Source organism: Paraburkholderia sp. DHOC27 (assembly GCF_003429005.1).
GTDB lineage: Bacteria > Pseudomonadota > Gammaproteobacteria > Burkholderiales > Burkholderiaceae > Paraburkholderia.
In genome coordinates, this window is record NZ_QVQV01000004.1 from 200,302 (window position 1) to 216,926 (window position 16,625).

The window sequence follows — 16,625 nt, forward strand, 5'->3', positions numbered from 1 at the left end:
GCCGTTCGGCCGAATGGGCCGGTGCGCGGGAATCGCTTAAGATTCCGGACATCGACGCTGTCTCACAGCGCACCACCACTGCGCGGCTCAACCCGCTGGCCATGCGTGCCGCGGCGCCGCGCCATCAAGGAGACATTGGAACGACATGGGCGCTCTCAGTCATATCCGCGTGCTGGATCTCACCCGCGTGCTCGCCGGCCCGTGGTGCGCGCAGACCCTCGCCGACTTCGGCGCGGACGTCATCAAGATCGAACGCCCGAGCGTCGGCGACGACACCCGTCATTGGGGGCCGCCGTACCTGAAAACGCCCGAAGGCAGCGACACGCGCGAGGCTGCGTACTACCTTGCGGCCAACCGCAACAAGCGTTCGGTGACCGTGGATATCGCCACGCCGGAAGGTCAACGGATCATTCGCGAACTCGCGGCCCAGAGCGACGTGGTGCTGGAGAACTACAAGGTCGGCCAGCTTGCGAAGTATGGGCTCGACTATGAATCGCTCAAAGAAGTGAAGCCCGACATCATCTACTGCTCGGTGACGGGCTTCGGTCAGACGGGACCGTATGCGCAGCGGGCCGGCTACGACTTCATCGTGCAGGGCATCGGCGGGTTCATGAGCATCACGGGTGAGCGCGACGGTCAGCCTGGCGGTGGTCCGCAAAAGGCGGGCGTGGCGATCGCCGACCTGATGACCGGCATGTACTCGACGGTTGCCGTGCTTACTGCGCTCGCCCACCGCGACCGCTCGGGCGAAGGTCAGTACATCGACATGGCGCTGCTCGACGTGCAGGTGGCCATGCTCGCCAACATGAATTCGAATTTCCTCGCAAGCGGCCAGCCGCCCGCGCGCTGGGGTAACGCGCACCCGAACATCGTGCCGTACCAGACCTTCCAGACCAGCGACGGCTGGATCATCGTCGCGGTCGGCAACGACGGACAGTTCCGCAAGTTCGTCGAAGCGGGCCAGCGGCCGGAGCTCGCCAACGACGAACGCTTCGCGACCAATCCGGCGCGCGTGCGTAACCGCGACACGCTGGTGCCCATTCTCACGGAAATGGTTCGCACGCTCGGCAAACACGAATGGATCGCGGCGCTCGAGGCGGCGGGCGTGCCGTGCGGGCCGATCAACGATCTGGCCGAGGTGTTCGAGAACGAGCAGGTGCTGGCGCGTGGCATGCGGGTGGACTTGCCGCATCCGTCGGGCGGCACGGTGAAGCTGGTGCGCAATCCCATCAACATGAGTGGGACGCCGCCGCAGGCGCTCTCTCATCCGCCCACGCTGGGCGAGCATACCGAGGCGGTGATGCGCGAAGTGCTGGGTTACGACGAGGAGCGGATTGCGGCGTTGCGGGCGCAATCGGTTATTTGAGGGGTGGTTGTCCCAGCGACGCCAGCCAACGCTGGCCTTCGTCCCAATCGCCCAGTCCACTGTCCGCGTTGATATGCCCGCGGGCACCGATCTCGTGCCACTGGCTGCCCCACGCCTTTGCGCAGCGCTGCGCAAAGGCCACACCGCCATAAGGATCGTCGGTACTGGCCACCACGATGCTGGCGAACGGCAAGGCAACCATCGGCACTGACTCGGAGCCTGAAGCATCAGGTGGAAAGCCTGGCCCATCGGGGTCAGGCAGCGCCACCAGCAGCGCGCCCGTCACATTCCTGAGCGTCTCGGGCGCCGCGTATTGGGCAGCCCAAAACGCCACCGTCAGGCAGCCGAGACTATGCGCTGCCAGCAATACCGGCCGCTGCGAAGCGCGAACCGAGGCATCGAGCGTGCGGCACCAGGCGTCGCGCACGGGATGATCCCAGTCGGGCATGGGTACGCGCCGGAATCCGGGGTGCAGGGATTCCCAGCGCGTCTGCCAATGGCCGGCGCCCGAGTTCATGTAACCCGGCAGTATCAAGACCTGCTGTTCGAGCATCGTGCCTCTCCGTGACGTTGTGAGCCTGCCCGGCGACTCTCCGCATCTGCCCGATCGGCGAGTGCAGCGTTCAACCGCGCTGCTACATGTCAACGCAGACGCCCGGGCAGATCAGCCGCCTATTGAAACACAGCGCCCACACCCACGCCACGCGGATCGGCCGCCGCCTGCGGGGTCGTGCCATCCACGCGAATCAACTGCACGTCGCCGTTAAAGGACTGCCCTTCCACCGAGTATCCCTTGGCCTTGAGTTGGTCCGCGAGATCACCGGTAATCGGATGATACGGCTCGAAGTAAATCGTCTTCTGCGGCAGCAGTTGATGATGAAAGCGCATCGCATCGACCGCGTTGGCCGGCGACATGCCGAAGTCGACCATGTCCGTCATCACCTGGAAGATAGTCGTGAAGATGCGCGAGCCGCCTGGCGTGCCGATCACCGTCGACACCTTGCCGTCCTTGAGCAGGATGGTCGGTGTCATCGAGGACACCGGCCGGCGCCCCGCCGCAATCGTGTTGAGATCGTTGGCAGCAGCACCCGGCACGCTCGCCGTACCCGGCTGCGTGACGAAGTCGTCCATCTCGTCGTTGAGCAGGAAGCCAGCGCCGTCCACGACGACGCCCGAGCCAAATGAACCGTTGAGCGAGTAGGTGTTCGACACCGCGTTGCCCCATTTATCGACCACCGAAAAATGCGTGGTTTCGGGCTTCTCGGCTTGCGCCACGTCGAGCCCCGGTTTGACCGGTTGCGCGCCCGGCACCTCGTCGGCCTTTACCTCGGCGGCACGCTGCGAGAGGTAGCTGTCGTCGGTGAGTTTGTCGACCGGCACCGGCTTCACATCGGGGTCGTCCACATACTGCTGGCGATCCGCGAACACACGGTCTTCGATCTGCGCGATCAGATGGATATACGGCGCAGAGTTCAACTCGACCCCGTCGAACGCCGGTTTCAAATCAGCCTTCATCTTGAGCATCTGGATCAGCCCGACCCCGCCGGAACTCGGCGGCGGCGCGGTGACCACCTGGTAGCCGTGCCAGTCGGCCATCAACGGTTGACGCCAGACCGCCTTGTACTGTTGCAGGTCCTGCTTCGTAATCAGCCCATGACCGAACATCTGCGTGCCGATCAACTCGGCCGTGTGGCCTTCGTAGAACTCGCGGCCGCCGTCGCTGGCAATCCGTTCTAGCGTCTGTGCCAGTTCAGGTTGCCGGAACACGGTGCCCGCCTTCAGGCTCGAGAAATACGCGTCGAAATTGGTCTTGCCGGTGAAGTTGCGTGCGCTATCGTCGCGCACCTGCTGCAGCCGTGAATCCACCTTGAAGCCGTCGGTGGCGTAGTGGATCGCAGGCGCCAGCACCTGCTTCCACTTCAGCTTGCCGAAACGCTGCTGCGCTTCCCACATGCCCTCCACCGTGCCAGGCACCGCCGCCGCGCGACTGCCCACGGTGCTCATGCTGCCCATCACCTTGCCCTTGTCGTCCAGATACATCTCGCGCGTCGCCTGCTGCGGCGCCGTGCCGAGGTAGTCGAGGAAGTACGGCTTGCCGTCCATGAACACAGTCATGAAACCGCCGCCGCCCAAATTGCCCGCATCCGGGTACGTGACGGCTAGCGTGAACGCGATCGCCACCGCGGCATCCACGGCGTTGCCGCCTTCCTTGAAGATCTGCTGCGCGGTTTCCGCGCTGTATTGGTCCGGCACCGCGACCGCCGAGGCGTCGAGCACGGGCTTGGGGGCCGTTTTGGCGAGCGCGGGGGTGTCGGTGACGAGGCTCGCCGCCAGTCCGGCAACCAGCGCTGCCGTCGAGGCCGCCAGTTTCAGCGCAATGGGCCTGCTCCAACTCATGGGGTGTTTCCTTTGTGATGTGTAGCGATGTGGCGGGTGCAGCTCGGGCAGCACAACAGCACGGTCCGGGCCCGGCGCGGACGCCGCCGCGTCGGTCGCATCGTAAAGGGGTGAAACGCCGGTGAACAAAGCGTTTTACCTCCTGTTACAGCGTGAAACACGACAAAAATATTGTCGCAGCAACGCAATTAGAGGGCATGAAACACTGCAAACCGTTGGCTACAGGCTGCACCGGGGGCGCCGAAGGAGGAGGCGTCAGGTAGAATTGACAGACAAGTGAGCGCACTGCGCGCCTCCGACCGACTTTCCTCTTCTCGCATGAATACCGAACGCAACGACGCGCCCGCGGCATCCAACTTCATCCGCAACATCATTGACGACGACAACCGCTCCGGGAAGTGGGGCCAGCGTGTCGAAACGCGCTTTCCGCCCGAACCCAACGGTTATCTGCACATCGGCCACGCCAAGAGCATCTGCCTGAATTTCGGCGTCGCGCGCAGCTACGGCGGCATTTGTCATTTGCGCTTCGACGATACGAACCCGGAAAAGGAAAGCGTCGAGTACGTCGATTCGATCATCGACGCCGTGCAATGGCTCGGCTTCGAATGGAACAAGGAAGGCCAGGATCACCTGTATTACGCGAGCGACTACTACGACAAGCTGTATGAGTTCGCTGAGCTGCTGATCCAGCGCGGCAAGGCGTATGTCGATAGCCAGTCCGCCGAAGAGATGCGCGTGAACCGCGGCTCGGCCACGGAAGTGGGTACGCCCTCGCCGTTCCGCGATCGTTCGGTGGAGGAGAACCTCGATCTGTTCCGCCGCATGAAAGCCGGCGAGTTCCAGGAGGGCGAACACGTGCTGCGCGCGAAGATCGACATGGCGTCGCCGAACTTCAACATGCGCGACCCGGTCATCTATCGCATCCGCTTTGCGCATCACTACCGCACGGGCGACAAATGGTGCGTGTACCCGATGTACGACTACACGCATTGCATCTCGGACGCGCTGGAAAACATCACGCATTCGCTGTGTACGCTGGAGTTCGAAGATCACCGTCCGTTGTACGACTGGATTCTCAACGAGCTTGCCGAGGCCGGCATCTTCACGCGTCCGCTGCCGCAGCAGATCGAGTTTTCGCGTCTGAACCTCACGTATGCGATCACCAGCAAGCGCAAGCTGCTGCAGCTCGTCAACGAAGGCCATGTGGACGGTTGGGACGACCCGCGTATGCCGACCATCGTCGGCGTGCGCCGGCGCGGTTTCACGCCGGAAGCGATCCAGTTGTTCTGCGAGCGTATTGGCGTGACGAAGGTCGATTCGTGGATCGACATGAGCGTCTTCGAAGGCGCACTGCGTGACGACCTGGACGACAAGGCGCCGCGCACGGCAGCGGTGCTCGACCCGCTCAAGCTGATCATCGACAACTTCCCCGAAGGTGTTACAGAAGAATGCAACGCGCCGGTTCACCCGCATCATCCGGAACACGGCACGCGCCTGTTTCCGATTTCGCGGGAACTGTGGATCGAGCGGGACGATTACAACGAAACGCCGCCCAAGGGCTATTTCCGTCTGTTCCCGGGCAACAAGGTGCGTCTGCGTTACGGCTACGTGATCGAATGCACGGGCGCGGACAAGGACGAAAACGGCAATGTGATTGCAGTCCACTGCAATTACTTTCCGGATAGCCGCTCGGGCACCGAAGGCGCGAACAACTACAAGGTCAAGGGCAACATCCACTGGGTCAGCGCCGCGGGCGCCGTGCCGGCGGAAGTGCGCATCTACGACCGTCTGTTCAAGGAGCCGCAACCCGACGCAGGCGGGCGTGATTTTCTCGAAGCGCTCAATCCGGATTCGAAGAAAGTGGTCAACGCCTATCTGGAACCGGGTGCACGCGACGCCCTGCCCGAACAGCGTTATCAATTCGAGCGGCATGGTTATTTCGTCGCCGACCGCATCGACTCGAAGCCGGGTAAACCTGTCTTCAACCGCATCGTGAGTCTGCGCGACAGTTGGGGTAAGCCGGCGTAAGCTAAATCAACGCTATCGGGCCGGGTTCAGCCGGATTGCGTTGCAGCGGGGCCTCGCGGTGTCATTGACCCGCGGCGTCCCGCCGGTTCGTCGCAGGTGCTTAGCGCGTTCGTTGCATAACGGTCCATCGAAGTGACAGTGCACGCAACAGTCCGGGGGAAACGATGATGTTTGCAGCCAGCCATCCGTCTCGCACGCGCCACGCGCTGGCCGCGCTCGCGGCGGCATGGTTCGCGTGCTCCGCGCACGCCCAGGAACTCACGGGCACCCTCAAGAAAATCCACGATGACGGCGTCGTCACGCTCGGCGTGCGCGAAGCATCCATTCCCTTCTCGTACTCGGATGGCCACGGCACGGTGGGCTATTCGCAGACCATCGCGTTGCAGATCGTCGAACAGATCAAGAAGACGCTCGACCTACCCGATCTGAAGGTGCGCGAAGTCACGGTGACCTCGTCGAACCGTATTCCGGTGCTGCTGAACAATCAGATCGACCTGGAGTGCGGTTCCACCACGCACACGGTGGAACGCGAAAATCAGGTGGCGTTTTCCGACAGCTTCTTCCAGTACGCGGTGCGGATGATCGTGCGCCGCCATTCGGGCATCAACGATTTCGCCGACCTCGCCGGTAAAGCCGTGGTCACGACCGCCGGCACATCCGATGAACGGTTGCTGCGTCAACTGAATGGAGAGAAGCACCTGAACATGCGCATCACCAGTGCGCGCGACCATCCGGAGGCCTTCGCGGCACTGAAGGAAGACCGTGCGGTGGCATTCGTGATGGACGAGCCGATCATTTACGGCTTCAAGGCCACCGACCCGCACCCGGACGATTTCACCGTGACGGGCACGCCGCTCGGCTACGAGGTGTACGGCTGCATGTTCCGCAAGGGCGACGCGCCGATGCGTGATCTGGTAAATGGCGTCATCGAGCAGATGCAGACCTCGGGCGCGGCAGAGCGGCTCTATAACGTGTGGTTCACGCAGCCCATTCCGCCGCACGGCATCAATCTGAATTTTCCGTTCTCGGCGGCCATGCGCACGTTGTTCGCGCATCCGAACGACCACGCGCTCGACTGAGCGACATCGCGCGACTTCACGCTTGCACCGCTACCTTGGCGGCTCCCTTCAAAGGCTTTGATGCAGTTCCGCCAGCGATAGCGTGGTCTGGAACAGCCTGGCAAGACTGCGGCTCGCGTACTGCTCGACCTCGTGCGGCGCGGTCCAGCGGTAGGCGTCCATCTCGGGAATCAGCGTGCCGTCCGAGCGGCGTGGAAAGAGCGACGTGCAGACGCACTGCGTAAGGTCCAGTTCGTTCTCGTGCGCCCGGGCGGCGAACAGATGCAGATCCTTGTCACGCCGGTACACGAACAAACCGAGGTCTTTCAGGCGATCCGCGCTGATGGCGATGCCGGTTTCTTCGACCATTTCACGCAGCGCCGTGACGTGCGCGGCTTCGCCCTCCTCGCCGTGCCCCTTGGGAATGTCCCAATGCGACGTTTCGGTGGCGTGGGCGAGCAGGACCCGCCCTTGCGCGTCGAGCAGCACCACGCCACAGGAGACGATACGCGTGGCCATCAGCGCAGTACTCCGGGTGACGCGACGAGCGCTACGTTCGAGGACGACCTGAGACCCACCATGCGGCGTTCCCTGCCGGCTTCGCTCAATGCTTCTTCTGCAGGCGCCACGGACCGCTCGCCCCTTCGCGGCAGAACTGCGGCTTCAGGTTCATGGACTGGCCTTTGGCGTTCAGCACGACGGTGGTGTCGCGGCAGGTGCGCTCCCCGTCCTTAGCCGTACTTTCCGGGGTAATCGTCGCTTCGATGCGCACGCTGTTGCGTGTGCCCTCGTTGACCCACGTGGAGGACTGGCCGTCCTGTTTCTCGTTCAGGGTCTTGTCCACCGCGGCCTTGATCGAGTCGATGTCAGCCTGCTTCATGTAGGCGATGGGCGTGTCGTTCAGAAAGCCAAGGTTGGCGGCGTAAGCGCCCACCGCACCCGCCAGCAGCACACCGCCCAAGGTGGCATGAACCAGGCTTCGGATTCGCATCGACATTGAGTGTTCTCCTCGAAAGATGGTGCGGCAGCCACACGTGCAGTGACGGCGGCTGTGGCGGAATCTGTGATCCGGACCTCAAAAGCATAGCATGCCAACTGTCAGCCAGTGGCCCAGAAAGCGGCCTCGAACGCCGGTTGCCGGACGGCACGCGAACCCGGCCCCGAAAGCGTCAACAACCTCCTCACCGACCACAGTTTCAATACAACAACATCTTGATTTCAGACTGGTCTCATGGATACTAAGGGCCAGAATCCATACGATGGCTGGTTAAGCGCGCCCCTTTTCCAGATAAGCGCATCAAAACATTGCCACCTCTATGGACTACTCCTTCGCTCTCAAACTGTTCGCCGTGATGCTGGCGATCTTCTCCCTCGCCCTCGTGCCGTTCTTCATGCGCCGCGATCCCGCTCCGGTGCGCAGCATCGTGCGAATCGAGGCCCTGCCGCGCCCACAATGGCCCAGTGTCATGACACGCATGGGCACGGTCACGCTGCTTTCGTCCTTCGTATTGCTGGTTGGCGGCTGCTACCTGCTGATCACGGGCTAATCTGCCGCCCACTCCATCTTCCTTGCAGGGGCGCTCAGGCGCCCCTGTTCTTTTGCTGCGCCAAACACGGCACCTCCTCAACTGTACCTGTCAGCGCGCATTCGGGCCTTTTAGAATGATCAAACTCGTCATTCACGGGATCGCCCATGCTGCAAATTCTTGGCAAGGTCAGCTCGATCAACGTCCGCAAGGTGCTCTGGACCTGCGCCGAACTGAATCTGCCGTTCGAACAGGAAGACTGGGGATCGGGCTTCCGATCCACGGACACAGCGGAGTTTCTCGCGCTCAATCCCAACGCGATGGTGCCGGTCATCAAGGACGACGGCTTCGTGCTGTGGGAGTCCAATTCGATCATCCGTTATCTCGCGTTGCGCTACGGCGGAACGCAGCTCTATCCCGAGCATCCGCAGGAACGCGCGCGCGTCGATCAGTGGATCGACTGGCAGGCCGCGGAACTGAACCGCGCATGGAGTTACGCCTTCGTGGCGCTGGTCAGAAAGTCACCCGTTCATCAGGATGCCGAATCAATTCAGGCATCCATCACCAGTTGTGCGAAACATATCGGCATCCTGAACCAGCAACTCGAAACCACCGGCGGGTTCGTCGCTGGACCGCATTTCACACTTGCAGATATTCCGATTGGATTGTCGGTCAACCGCTGGTTCGGTACGCCGCTAGCGCACCCGCATTTTCCCGCCGTGGCGGACTACTTCGAACGACTCGCTGGGCGGCCGGGCTTTGCCGAATACTGCCGCAACGGCACGCCGTAAACGTCCTGCCACCAGGACGACCAACGGACGACCGGCGCCCTGGCCCATTGTCGGGGGCGCTTACTTGACTGGCGCTGCGCTCAGCTGCCGCGCCAGCAGTCTGCTTGCACTCTCTTACCGATGTAACGCATGGCACCGACCGGGCGTGTAGATTGCTAGGCTTCGCGGTTGTATCCTCAATTGCTTGAGCAAATCGTGAAGCGTCCCGCCAACTGGAATCGAGCATGAAAATATCGTTGCCGCCGCATGGGCGGCCCAACCGCGTGTATCCGACGGGCGCGCCGACGCTGCATGGGCTCGCATCGGTGGTCACCGGTGTCGTCGTGGTGTGCGGGCTTTACTTTGGACGCGCGGTGCTGATTCCGATCACCCTGTCGGTCCTGCTCAGCTTTCTGCTGGCGCCGCTGGTTGCAGCGTTGCGGCGTCTGCACATGGGCCAGTTGCCGTCCATCTTCATTGCCGTGTTTTTCGCGCTGGCCATCGTGCTGGGCGCGGGCACCCTGATCGGCGCGCAGATCGTGCAACTGGCCGCGGACATCCCGCAATATCAGGTGGCCATCGAACGCAAGATCGAAACCGTGCAGGAGAAAACCGTTGGGCGCGCCGATGTGCTGATGGGCCGCGCGGCGCTCACGCTGCAGCGGGTTGCCCCGTCGCGGCCGGCCGCGCCACGCAGCTTCGGCAAGGCCAACCGCAACGCGCCGCCCGCGCCCATGCCGGTGGAAGTGCACGAGCCCGCGCTCACGCCGATGCAGCTCGCGCAGCGGGCTTTTTCGCCGGCCATTGCCCCGCTCGAAACCACCTTCATCGTGTTGGTGGTGACGATCTTTATCCTGCTGCAACGCGAGGATTTGCGTGATCGCCTGATCAGTCTGTTCGGCTCGCGCGATCTGCACCGCACCACCACCGCCATCAACGATGCGGCGAGCCGGCTCAGCCGCTATTTCGTCGCTCAACTGGGCCTCAACCTGAGCGTGGGCGCGGTGCTGGCCGTAGGGCTCGCGGGCATTGGCGTGCCGGGGGCGCTGCTGTTCGGCGTGGTCGCGGCACTGCTGCGCTTCGTTCCATATATCGGCATCTGGATCGCCGCCTTGCTGGCAGTGTGTCTGGCCGCTGCTATCCAGCCGCAATGGACGATGGCCGTATGGACCCTCGTGCTGTTCGTGGTCGTCGATCTGCTGGCGGGCCAGGTCGCCGAGCCGCTGCTGTATGGGCGCCGTTCCGGCCTTTCGCCGCTCGCCGTGGTGGTGGCCGCGATTTTCTGGAGCTGGCTGTGGGGTCCGGTCGGCCTCGTGCTGTCGACGCCTCTCACGCTGTGTCTCGTCACGCTAGGCCGTTATGCAGATCGCCTCAACTTCCTGACCATCCTGCTCGGCGATCAACCTGCGCTGACGCCGGCGCAGACGTTTTATCAGCGCCTGCTGGCCGACGACCCGCATGAGGCGATTGTCCAGGCGGACCGGCTGCTTGGCGAAATCTCCGTGACGGACTACTACGACCAGGTTGCGCTGGAAGGACTGCGCCTTGCGCGCAACGACGCGCTGCGCGGCGTGCTGACCACGGAACAGCTCGCGCGCTTCAACGAGGCGGTGGTGGATATCATCGAAAACCTCGAAACCGTGGAAGGCTTGCCGGACCACGCGCCGCGCGCCGAAGCCGGCGAACGCGAGCAGGCGCAGGCGGGCGGCCGCGCCGAGCCGCATTACGGCCCGCTCCACGATGACGACATGGAAGGCGCGGTGGCAACGGATGCCGTCGTGTTGTGCATCTCGGGCCGCGGCGCATTCGACGAGGTGGCCACGGCCATCGCGGTACAGTTGCTGAACCGGCAAGGGGTCACCACGGTGACGACGACCTACGAGCAGTACCGCAACACGCGCGGCGGCGGACGCGAAGTGGATCGCGCCGACATCATCTGCATCGTGTCGCTCGATACCGCCGAAGCACCGCCCTACCTGCGCAACCTGCTGCGACGTATCCGCAGCCAGCCCTCGCCTGCCACGGTGATCGTCGGCTTCGGCGGGCAAAGCGAAGGCAGTTCCGATCTCGGCACGACCGGCAGCACGCGAAACGCCACGACGTTCCGCGATCTGGTCGAAGAGTGTCGGGCAGCGACGGTCGCGGTGAGCCGCAACGAACACGTTCAGGGGACTGCGTAGGCAGCGGTCGCTTGTGGGTTGCGTGTGGGTTGCGTGCGAATTGCGGAGTTCGCGGGTTTTGCGAACTTCACGGGCCGTAGTTGCCTGCCGCTACAATGGCTCAAGCTCATCGCGTCTGTTTACCATCCTTTGCCATGCAGCATCTGAAATACCTCAGCGCCTATCCGGCTGCGTTACAGGACAAGGTTCGCCGTCTGATTGCCGAACAGCAGTTAGGCGCCTACCTTGCCGACAAATATCCCCGTCGCCACACGGTGCAGACGGACCGCGCGCTCTATGACTATTGCGCCGAACTCAGGCGCGAGTTTTTGCGCAGCGGACCGGCCATCGACAAGGTGATGTATGACAGCAAGCTGGACGTGATGCGACATGCGCTTGGGCTGCATTCCACGATCTCACGCATGCAGGGCAACAAGCTCAAAGCGAAGAAGGAGATTCGGATCGCGTCGCTGTTCAAGGACGGCGCGCCGGAGTTCCTGCAGATGATCGTCGTGCATGAACTGGCGCATCTGAAGGAAAGCGAGCACAACAAGGCGTTTTACCGGCTCTGCGAGTTCATGCAGCCCGGCTACCATCAGACCGAGTTCGATCTGCGGCTGTATCTGACGCATCGCGATCTGGTGCGCGATGGCCGAAATGCCGACGGAGGTCAGGCGCAGCCGGCTTGACGCTTGCTCGACCTAACAGTATTCTTATACGTATAAATGGGTTGCGACTACGCGGCCGGCGCCAGGCTCCAGGGACTACCTTGGGGCCTTTCGCTTTTCTAGGGGAACACTTTCAGACCGTTTCCCGCCGTGACCGTCCCCTGGCTGAAAAACTTCGCCGAGAGTACATCGAAGGCCCTGTTCGCCTGATGTGGGCGCAAGATGTGCAGCCCGATTGGCCGCGCCATCAGATCTGCGAGTTGCAAGCCCTCCGAATTCGCCTTCTTGTCACAGATCACGATATCGAAGTTGTATTTCGCCTGCGTCCGGTTATCTCCGTCGCAAACCCGCCGGAAAGCCAGTTCTAGATCAGCATCCTCTTTCGCGCCCCTCGCTTCGCATACGACGTGCGTCAACCGATCATGTTGGCCATTCAGCCGCAAAAAATTCCGGACACGCTCAAGCCCGTACTGAATCCCAATGTGATAAGGGTTGTACGGATTGCTATAGCGCTGTTTAAGCTTGCTCTTCTCGATCACGACCGCGATGACCGTCATAGGCGTGTCGACAATCACCTGGGTGAGTGCCGCCATAAACGCTTCGCGCGGTTCTTTTCCTAGCTGGGAGAAATGGCCGCGCTTACGTCGGATGTCGATCTCATGCAGCACGACGCAGTCGTGTCCAAAGGTCGCGAATTTTAGCCGCTTGATGCGTGGCACGACCACGTCTGCGTAGTCAGCCTTCTTGATCACACAGAAGCAAAGCACGAAGAGTGGATAGTCAGCATCAATCGACGTCAAACTATGGTCACCGCTTTCATCCACAAACACGATGTAGTCACTGTTCACTGCGTTATTTCCCTGCATCAGCTGGCCCAATCTAGATTGCCGCGCAGGCACTGCGTGTGACTTGTCACGAGACACTGGCTTCGGTCATCTCAGACATTGAGAATGGCTGAATTAGCGGGCGCTAGTGAGGGCGTTCGCGGGCTCTTGCGGCGCGCGATATCGTATCTGAAAGGGTGCGAGAAACGGAATAGCGCGCCTGGCGTTACCGTGCGTGAAGATTTTTCGGGCGGCCCGAGGACCAATGACCGACAATGATTTCATGGCCCCCCCACGAGGAATCGAACCTCGATTTCAGGTTTAGAAGACCCGTGTTCTATCCGTTGAACTATGGGGAGGCGAGACTGAAATCTTAACCGACCGGGCCACGCCGGCAACAGCGCGGCAGGGCCCGGATTATAACCGATCGTAAGCTGCGGCCTTCATGGCTGGGCGACGGCGCCCTCACGGCACCCGCGTCGCCGCGCCGCGCTTCGATCAGACCGGTTGCGGATGCAGCATGAACCAGCCGAGAAACACGAGGCCCGCAATCACGCAATAGACACCGAAGCTGGCAAGGCGCCCGCGTCCTTCGAAGTAACGCATCAGGAAACGCACGCTCAGGTACGCGGCAATCGCCGTCAGCACGCCGCCAAGCAACGCATCGCCGAGCTGGCCCGACGCGTGAAACAGCTTGGGCAACTCCAGAATACCCGCCGCAAAAATGATCGGCGTGCCGAGCAGGAACGAAAACTCCGCCGCCTTTTCCGCCGTCAGACCGGCCGCGTTGCCGGCGATCATCGTCAGCCCGCTGCGCGAAAAGCCCGGAATCAGCGCGCCGATCTGCGCGAGACCGACCAGAAACGCCTGCCCGAAGGTCAGCTTCTCGGGCCCCTGATGCACACGCGAGCGTTGCAGGCGGTCACCGAACCACAGCAACACGCCATTGACGATCAATGCAATCGCGACGATCCGCAAATCGTGAAACAGCCGTTCGAGCCGTTTTTCCAGAATCAGACCCACGAGACCGGCCGGAATCGTGCCGATGATCAGCGCCCACATCATGTGGCCATCGTCATTCCGGCGCCCGCCCAGCGACGCGAAGAAGCCGCTGATCAGCGCGATCCAGCGCTTGCGGAAGTACCAGAGCAGCGCGAGCGCCGTGCCGAGGTGCAGCGCGACGAGGAAAGGAAGCAACTGCGGCGCATGCTCGTCGATGTGCATGCCAAACAGTGCGGGAACGAGCAGGGTGTGACCCAGGCTGCTGACCGGAAACAGTTCCGTGACGCCTTGCAGCACGCTCAAGAAAATCAGAAACGACAAGCTCACGCGGCGGTCCTTTTCGAAAGAGGAATCAGAGGAACACGCCGGAAATCGGCAACCGGCGCCTTGAAAGCGCACCGATTATGCCTGGCCGCTATGTCAGCGCCAAGCGTTTACACCACATAAGGGGAAATTTTTGACGCGGTGCGTCACGACCTGGTGCGGTCATGGCAGCGCCGGCAAGCTGGATCAGCCGGGCTGGCGGGGTATCCAGACACGCTGCCGGGACACCCACGGAGCGCCGCGAGCCGCGGCGCCGGACGGGCCAAAAGTGGGACGGGCCGGGCTCAGTCGAGCTTGTAGAAGAAATACACCGTGCTGACGGCAAACATGCCGAACAGTGCCACGCCCATTGCCATTGCGAGATCCATCACGCCTCCGCGGTCGGTCAGGCCCGATAATTCAAACCACCGGGCAACCCGAAGGATTATCGTTACCTCGACGGCTTTCGCGAACCCGCAATTTCCCCAGAAGGGTTTCCCCGTAGCATAAAGCGGCGCAAAATCAGCCTCGCGCCGTCGATCCGCGCGGCCCCTCCATCCCATGCTCAACCAGACCGCACTATGGCCCAATTCCAGCACCATGACGTTATCGAGACAGCTCAGGGCGCCTCGCAGCTTCGTTTCGCGCCGCAAGACGGCGGCCGCCTTCTGTCGTGGCTCATTGACGGCGAGGAAGTGATCCATTGGCCCGACGCGGCCGACTGGAGCCAGCCGGCGAAAATCCGTGGCGGCAATCCGCTGCTGTTTCCGTTCCTCGGCCGGCATCGCGTGGATGGCCAGATCGGCCGCTGGCGCGACGCGCAGGGCGTCGTGCGCAACCTGCCCATGCACGGCTTCGCGCGCGACCTGCCATTCGCCGCCACCGTCGAAGAGGCGACCGGCAAGGCCGGCGCCAGGGTGCACATGGTCCTCACGGACAACGACGCCACGCACGCCGGCTATCCGTTCAAGTTCCGCTTCGAGGCGATCTACCAGCTCGCGGACGACCACACGCTCGACGTCGAACTGGTCACCACCAATACCGGCAGCGACGCGCTGCCCTATTACGCCGGCCACCACTTCTATTTCGCCCTGCCCCACACTCAGCGCGCCGAAACCGTGCTTGAACTGCCGCACACGCGCCGCTGCTTTCAGCAGCCCGATGGCTCGATCAGCCCGTCCGAGCAGGGTGAGCCGCGCTATACGCTGGACGAGGCACGCATCATCGACCGCTTCCATTGTCTCGACGGCGCGCCCAATCAGCCGGTCAAACTGGTCATGCCGGGCCTGAACCGCAGCATCACGATCGACCTGGAACGTCCCGGTTCGCTCCCCTGGTACGCGGTCACCACCTGGACCGAAACGCCGGAATCGGATTTCTACTGCATCGAACCGTGGCTCGGATTGCCGGACGCGATTCACAACGGCATGGGTCTGCGCTGGCTGGAAGCCGGCCAGACGGAAAAGGCCGCCCTGCGCATCAGCGTAGCCCCGCTGCGTTGATTTGCCGCGAGGCAGTGGGCGACGGCGCCGCGCGACGCGGGCCGGCGCCTGCCAGAAGCCCACGAGCGCGCGCTTGCACACGCACGTCAGCAACAACGCCGGCACGCGACGCCCGTGCCGCGCCATGACGCCACCACCACGTCGCCACCGGCGCGAATCGCGTGTTGCGATGCAAAACCGTTAGAATCGGACGTTTTTGCTATCCACCTGCTGCGTGATCGGGATCGGCGCGCGGCAGCGCTTTGCGAGGTCCAATGTTGGCAACAAGAAGAATTAAACGGTTCGCGTGCGCGTCGTTTCTCGCAGTGCTTGCCGCGTGCGGCTCTGCGCCAGTGGGTCCGGGGTTTTATCGCGTCGAACGGGGCGATACGTTATTGAAGATTGCGCGTAGCAATCATCAGTCGGTGCAGAGCATTGCCCGCTGGAATAACCTGTCGAATCCGGACAGCATCGAGGTTGGTCAGGTGCTGCGTATCGCGCCGCCCGGCAATAGCGCGGGGGTGACGGCGACTACGGGCACCGGCGCCACTGGTGGCAAGAGCGGCGGCGGCAGTACGGCGTCCCGGGCACCAGCGCCGAGCACAGGGCCCGAGATCACCCCGCCCACGCCGACCTCGTCCATTTCGCTCGTCTGGCCGGCCAATGGCAGCGTGATCCGCCGCTTCGACGGCGCGAACTCGAAGGGTATCGACATCGCCGCGGCCGAAGGCACGCCGGTCGTCGCGGCCGCCGCGGGCACCGTGGTGTATGCGGGCAACGGTCTGCGCGGCTACGGCAACCTGCTGATCATCAAGCACAACGCGGACTACTTGACCGCCTACGCGCACAACCGTGTGTTGCTGGTCAAGGAAGGTCAGGCGGTATCGCAAGGGCAGAAAATCGCCGAAATGGGCGACAGCGACACCGACCGCGTCATGCTGCACTTCGAATTGCGCTACGGCGGACGCTCGATCGACCCATCGCGCGCCCTGCCGGCACGTTGATTGCTGCAACGGGCAGCCTGCGCGGGAACCTCGGACACC

General features: G+C 62.7%; 16 protein-coding genes and 1 tRNA gene. 9 read left to right on the plus strand and 8 right to left on the minus strand.

The window, feature by feature from the left end:
• Window positions 1-145 precede the first annotated feature (145 nt).
• Entirely contained in the window at window positions 146-1,366 is a 1,221-nt protein-coding gene (locus tag D0B32_RS16415; RefSeq protein ID WP_117335045.1) for a CaiB/BaiF CoA-transferase family protein, read from the plus strand.
• On the opposite strand, the gene D0B32_RS16420 is transcribed toward D0B32_RS16415, so the two are convergent.
• Both D0B32_RS16420 and ggt read right to left on the minus strand, forming a co-directional pair.
• Window positions 1,359-1,919, minus strand: coding sequence for an alpha/beta hydrolase (locus D0B32_RS16420; RefSeq protein WP_117335046.1), 561 nt, complete (start codon window positions 1,917-1,919; stop codon window positions 1,359-1,361). The genes D0B32_RS16415 and D0B32_RS16420 overlap by 8 nt on opposite strands.
• 119 nt (window positions 1,920-2,038) lie before the next feature.
• Window positions 2,039-3,763, minus strand: coding sequence for a gamma-glutamyltransferase (gene ggt / locus D0B32_RS16425; RefSeq protein WP_117335047.1), 1,725 nt, complete (start codon window positions 3,761-3,763; stop codon window positions 2,039-2,041).
• Between the two features lie 318 nt (window positions 3,764-4,081).
• Here ggt and D0B32_RS16430 point away from each other — a divergent pair, with 318 nt between their 5' ends.
• Window positions 4,082-5,791 carry a glutamine--tRNA ligase/YqeY domain fusion protein gene (locus D0B32_RS16430; RefSeq protein WP_117335048.1) on the plus strand — a complete coding sequence of 570 codons (1,710 nt, stop codon included), beginning with the start codon at window positions 4,082-4,084 and terminating at the stop codon, window positions 5,789-5,791.
• Between the two features lie 167 nt (window positions 5,792-5,958).
• Window positions 5,959-6,870, plus strand: a complete 912-nt coding sequence (locus D0B32_RS16435; RefSeq protein ID WP_404935561.1) for a transporter substrate-binding domain-containing protein — start codon at window positions 5,959-5,961, stop codon at window positions 6,868-6,870.
• Between the two features lie 48 nt (window positions 6,871-6,918).
• Here D0B32_RS16435 and D0B32_RS16440 read toward each other — a convergent pair whose 3' ends face one another.
• Window positions 6,919-7,368 carry an NUDIX hydrolase gene (locus D0B32_RS16440; RefSeq protein WP_117335050.1) on the minus strand — a complete coding sequence of 150 codons (450 nt, stop codon included), beginning with the start codon at window positions 7,366-7,368 and terminating at the stop codon, window positions 6,919-6,921.
• A gap of 85 nt (window positions 7,369-7,453) precedes the next feature.
• On the minus strand, window positions 7,454-7,846 hold the full coding sequence (locus D0B32_RS16445; RefSeq protein ID WP_117335051.1) for a hypothetical protein: 393 nt from the start codon (window positions 7,844-7,846) through the stop codon (window positions 7,454-7,456).
• A gap of 319 nt (window positions 7,847-8,165) precedes the next feature.
• On the opposite strand from D0B32_RS16445, the gene D0B32_RS16450 reads away from it, so the two are divergent.
• The 4 genes from D0B32_RS16450 to D0B32_RS16465 all read left to right on the plus strand — a co-directional run bounded on the left by D0B32_RS16450 (window position 8,166) and on the right by D0B32_RS16465 (window position 11,993).
• Window positions 8,166-8,396 (plus strand): hypothetical protein, encoded by a 231-nt coding sequence (locus D0B32_RS16450; RefSeq protein ID WP_117335052.1) that lies wholly within the window; start codon window positions 8,166-8,168, stop codon window positions 8,394-8,396.
• Window positions 8,397-8,542: 146 nt separating this feature from the next.
• Window positions 8,543-9,166, plus strand: a complete 624-nt coding sequence (locus D0B32_RS16455) for a glutathione S-transferase family protein (protein ID WP_117335053.1) — start codon at window positions 8,543-8,545, stop codon at window positions 9,164-9,166.
• 224 nt (window positions 9,167-9,390) lie between these two features.
• The gene (locus D0B32_RS16460; protein WP_117335054.1) at window positions 9,391-11,325 is read left to right on the plus strand and encodes an AI-2E family transporter; all 1,935 of its coding nucleotides are present in this window, start codon (window positions 9,391-9,393) and stop codon (window positions 11,323-11,325) included.
• Between the two features lie 134 nt (window positions 11,326-11,459).
• Entirely contained in the window at window positions 11,460-11,993 is a 534-nt protein-coding gene (locus D0B32_RS16465) for a YgjP-like metallopeptidase domain-containing protein (protein WP_117335055.1), read from the plus strand.
• A gap of 98 nt (window positions 11,994-12,091) precedes the next feature.
• Here the strand turns inward: D0B32_RS16465 and D0B32_RS16470 are convergent, their stop codons facing one another.
• The 4 genes from D0B32_RS16470 to D0B32_RS32945 all read right to left on the minus strand — a co-directional run bounded on the left by D0B32_RS16470 (window position 12,092) and on the right by D0B32_RS32945 (window position 14,805).
• Window positions 12,092-12,820: a DUF3800 domain-containing protein gene (locus D0B32_RS16470; RefSeq protein ID WP_259295029.1), complete on the minus strand. Its 729-nt coding sequence runs from the start codon at window positions 12,818-12,820 to the stop codon at window positions 12,092-12,094.
• A 260-nt stretch (window positions 12,821-13,080) separates the two neighbouring features.
• Window positions 13,081-13,155 (minus strand) — tRNA-Arg (locus D0B32_RS16475).
• Between the two features lie 139 nt (window positions 13,156-13,294).
• Window positions 13,295-14,125 (minus strand): undecaprenyl-diphosphate phosphatase, encoded by an 831-nt coding sequence (locus D0B32_RS16480; RefSeq protein ID WP_117335057.1) that lies wholly within the window; start codon window positions 14,123-14,125, stop codon window positions 13,295-13,297.
• 281 nt (window positions 14,126-14,406) lie between these two features.
• Entirely contained in the window at window positions 14,407-14,805 is a 399-nt protein-coding gene (locus tag D0B32_RS32945) for a hypothetical protein (RefSeq protein WP_259295044.1), read from the minus strand.
• Here D0B32_RS32945 and D0B32_RS16490 point away from each other — a divergent pair.
• Both D0B32_RS16490 and D0B32_RS16495 read left to right on the plus strand, forming a co-directional pair.
• Window positions 14,797-15,603: an aldose epimerase gene (locus D0B32_RS16490; RefSeq protein WP_404935558.1), complete on the plus strand. Its 807-nt coding sequence runs from the start codon at window positions 14,797-14,799 to the stop codon at window positions 15,601-15,603. The genes D0B32_RS32945 and D0B32_RS16490 overlap by 9 nt on opposite strands.
• Window positions 15,604-15,857: 254 nt before the next feature.
• Window positions 15,858-16,586: a peptidoglycan DD-metalloendopeptidase family protein gene (locus D0B32_RS16495; RefSeq protein ID WP_117335060.1), complete on the plus strand. Its 729-nt coding sequence runs from the start codon at window positions 15,858-15,860 to the stop codon at window positions 16,584-16,586.
• The last annotated feature ends 39 nt before the right edge of the window (window positions 16,587-16,625 follow it).

What these genes read in the sequence shown, in the direction of transcription:
- D0B32_RS16415 (WP_117335045.1), top strand. Translation starts at nt 146, where the DNA reads ATGGGCGCTCTCAGTCATATCCGCGTGCTGGATCTCACCCGCGTGCTC.
- D0B32_RS16420 (WP_117335046.1), bottom strand. Translation starts at nt 1,919, where the DNA reads ATGCTCGAACAGCAGGTCTTGATACTGCCGGGTTACATGAACTCGGGC.
- ggt (WP_117335047.1), bottom strand. Translation starts at nt 3,763, where the DNA reads ATGAGTTGGAGCAGGCCCATTGCGCTGAAACTGGCGGCCTCGACGGCA.
- D0B32_RS16430 (WP_117335048.1), top strand. Translation starts at nt 4,082, where the DNA reads ATGAATACCGAACGCAACGACGCGCCCGCGGCATCCAACTTCATCCGC.
- D0B32_RS16435 (WP_404935561.1), top strand. Translation starts at nt 5,959, where the DNA reads ATGTTTGCAGCCAGCCATCCGTCTCGCACGCGCCACGCGCTGGCCGCG.
- D0B32_RS16440 (WP_117335050.1), bottom strand. Translation starts at nt 7,368, where the DNA reads ATGGCCACGCGTATCGTCTCCTGTGGCGTGGTGCTGCTCGACGCGCAA.
- D0B32_RS16445 (WP_117335051.1), bottom strand. Translation starts at nt 7,846, where the DNA reads ATGTCGATGCGAATCCGAAGCCTGGTTCATGCCACCTTGGGCGGTGTG.
- D0B32_RS16450 (WP_117335052.1), top strand. Translation starts at nt 8,166, where the DNA reads ATGGACTACTCCTTCGCTCTCAAACTGTTCGCCGTGATGCTGGCGATC.
- D0B32_RS16455 (WP_117335053.1), top strand. Translation starts at nt 8,543, where the DNA reads ATGCTGCAAATTCTTGGCAAGGTCAGCTCGATCAACGTCCGCAAGGTG.
- D0B32_RS16460 (WP_117335054.1), top strand. Translation starts at nt 9,391, where the DNA reads ATGAAAATATCGTTGCCGCCGCATGGGCGGCCCAACCGCGTGTATCCG.
- D0B32_RS16465 (WP_117335055.1), top strand. Translation starts at nt 11,460, where the DNA reads ATGCAGCATCTGAAATACCTCAGCGCCTATCCGGCTGCGTTACAGGAC.
- D0B32_RS32945 (WP_259295044.1), bottom strand. Translation starts at nt 14,805, where the DNA reads ATGGATCACTTCCTCGCCGTCAATGAGCCACGACAGAAGGCGGCCGCC.
- D0B32_RS16495 (WP_117335060.1), top strand. Translation starts at nt 15,858, where the DNA reads ATGTTGGCAACAAGAAGAATTAAACGGTTCGCGTGCGCGTCGTTTCTC.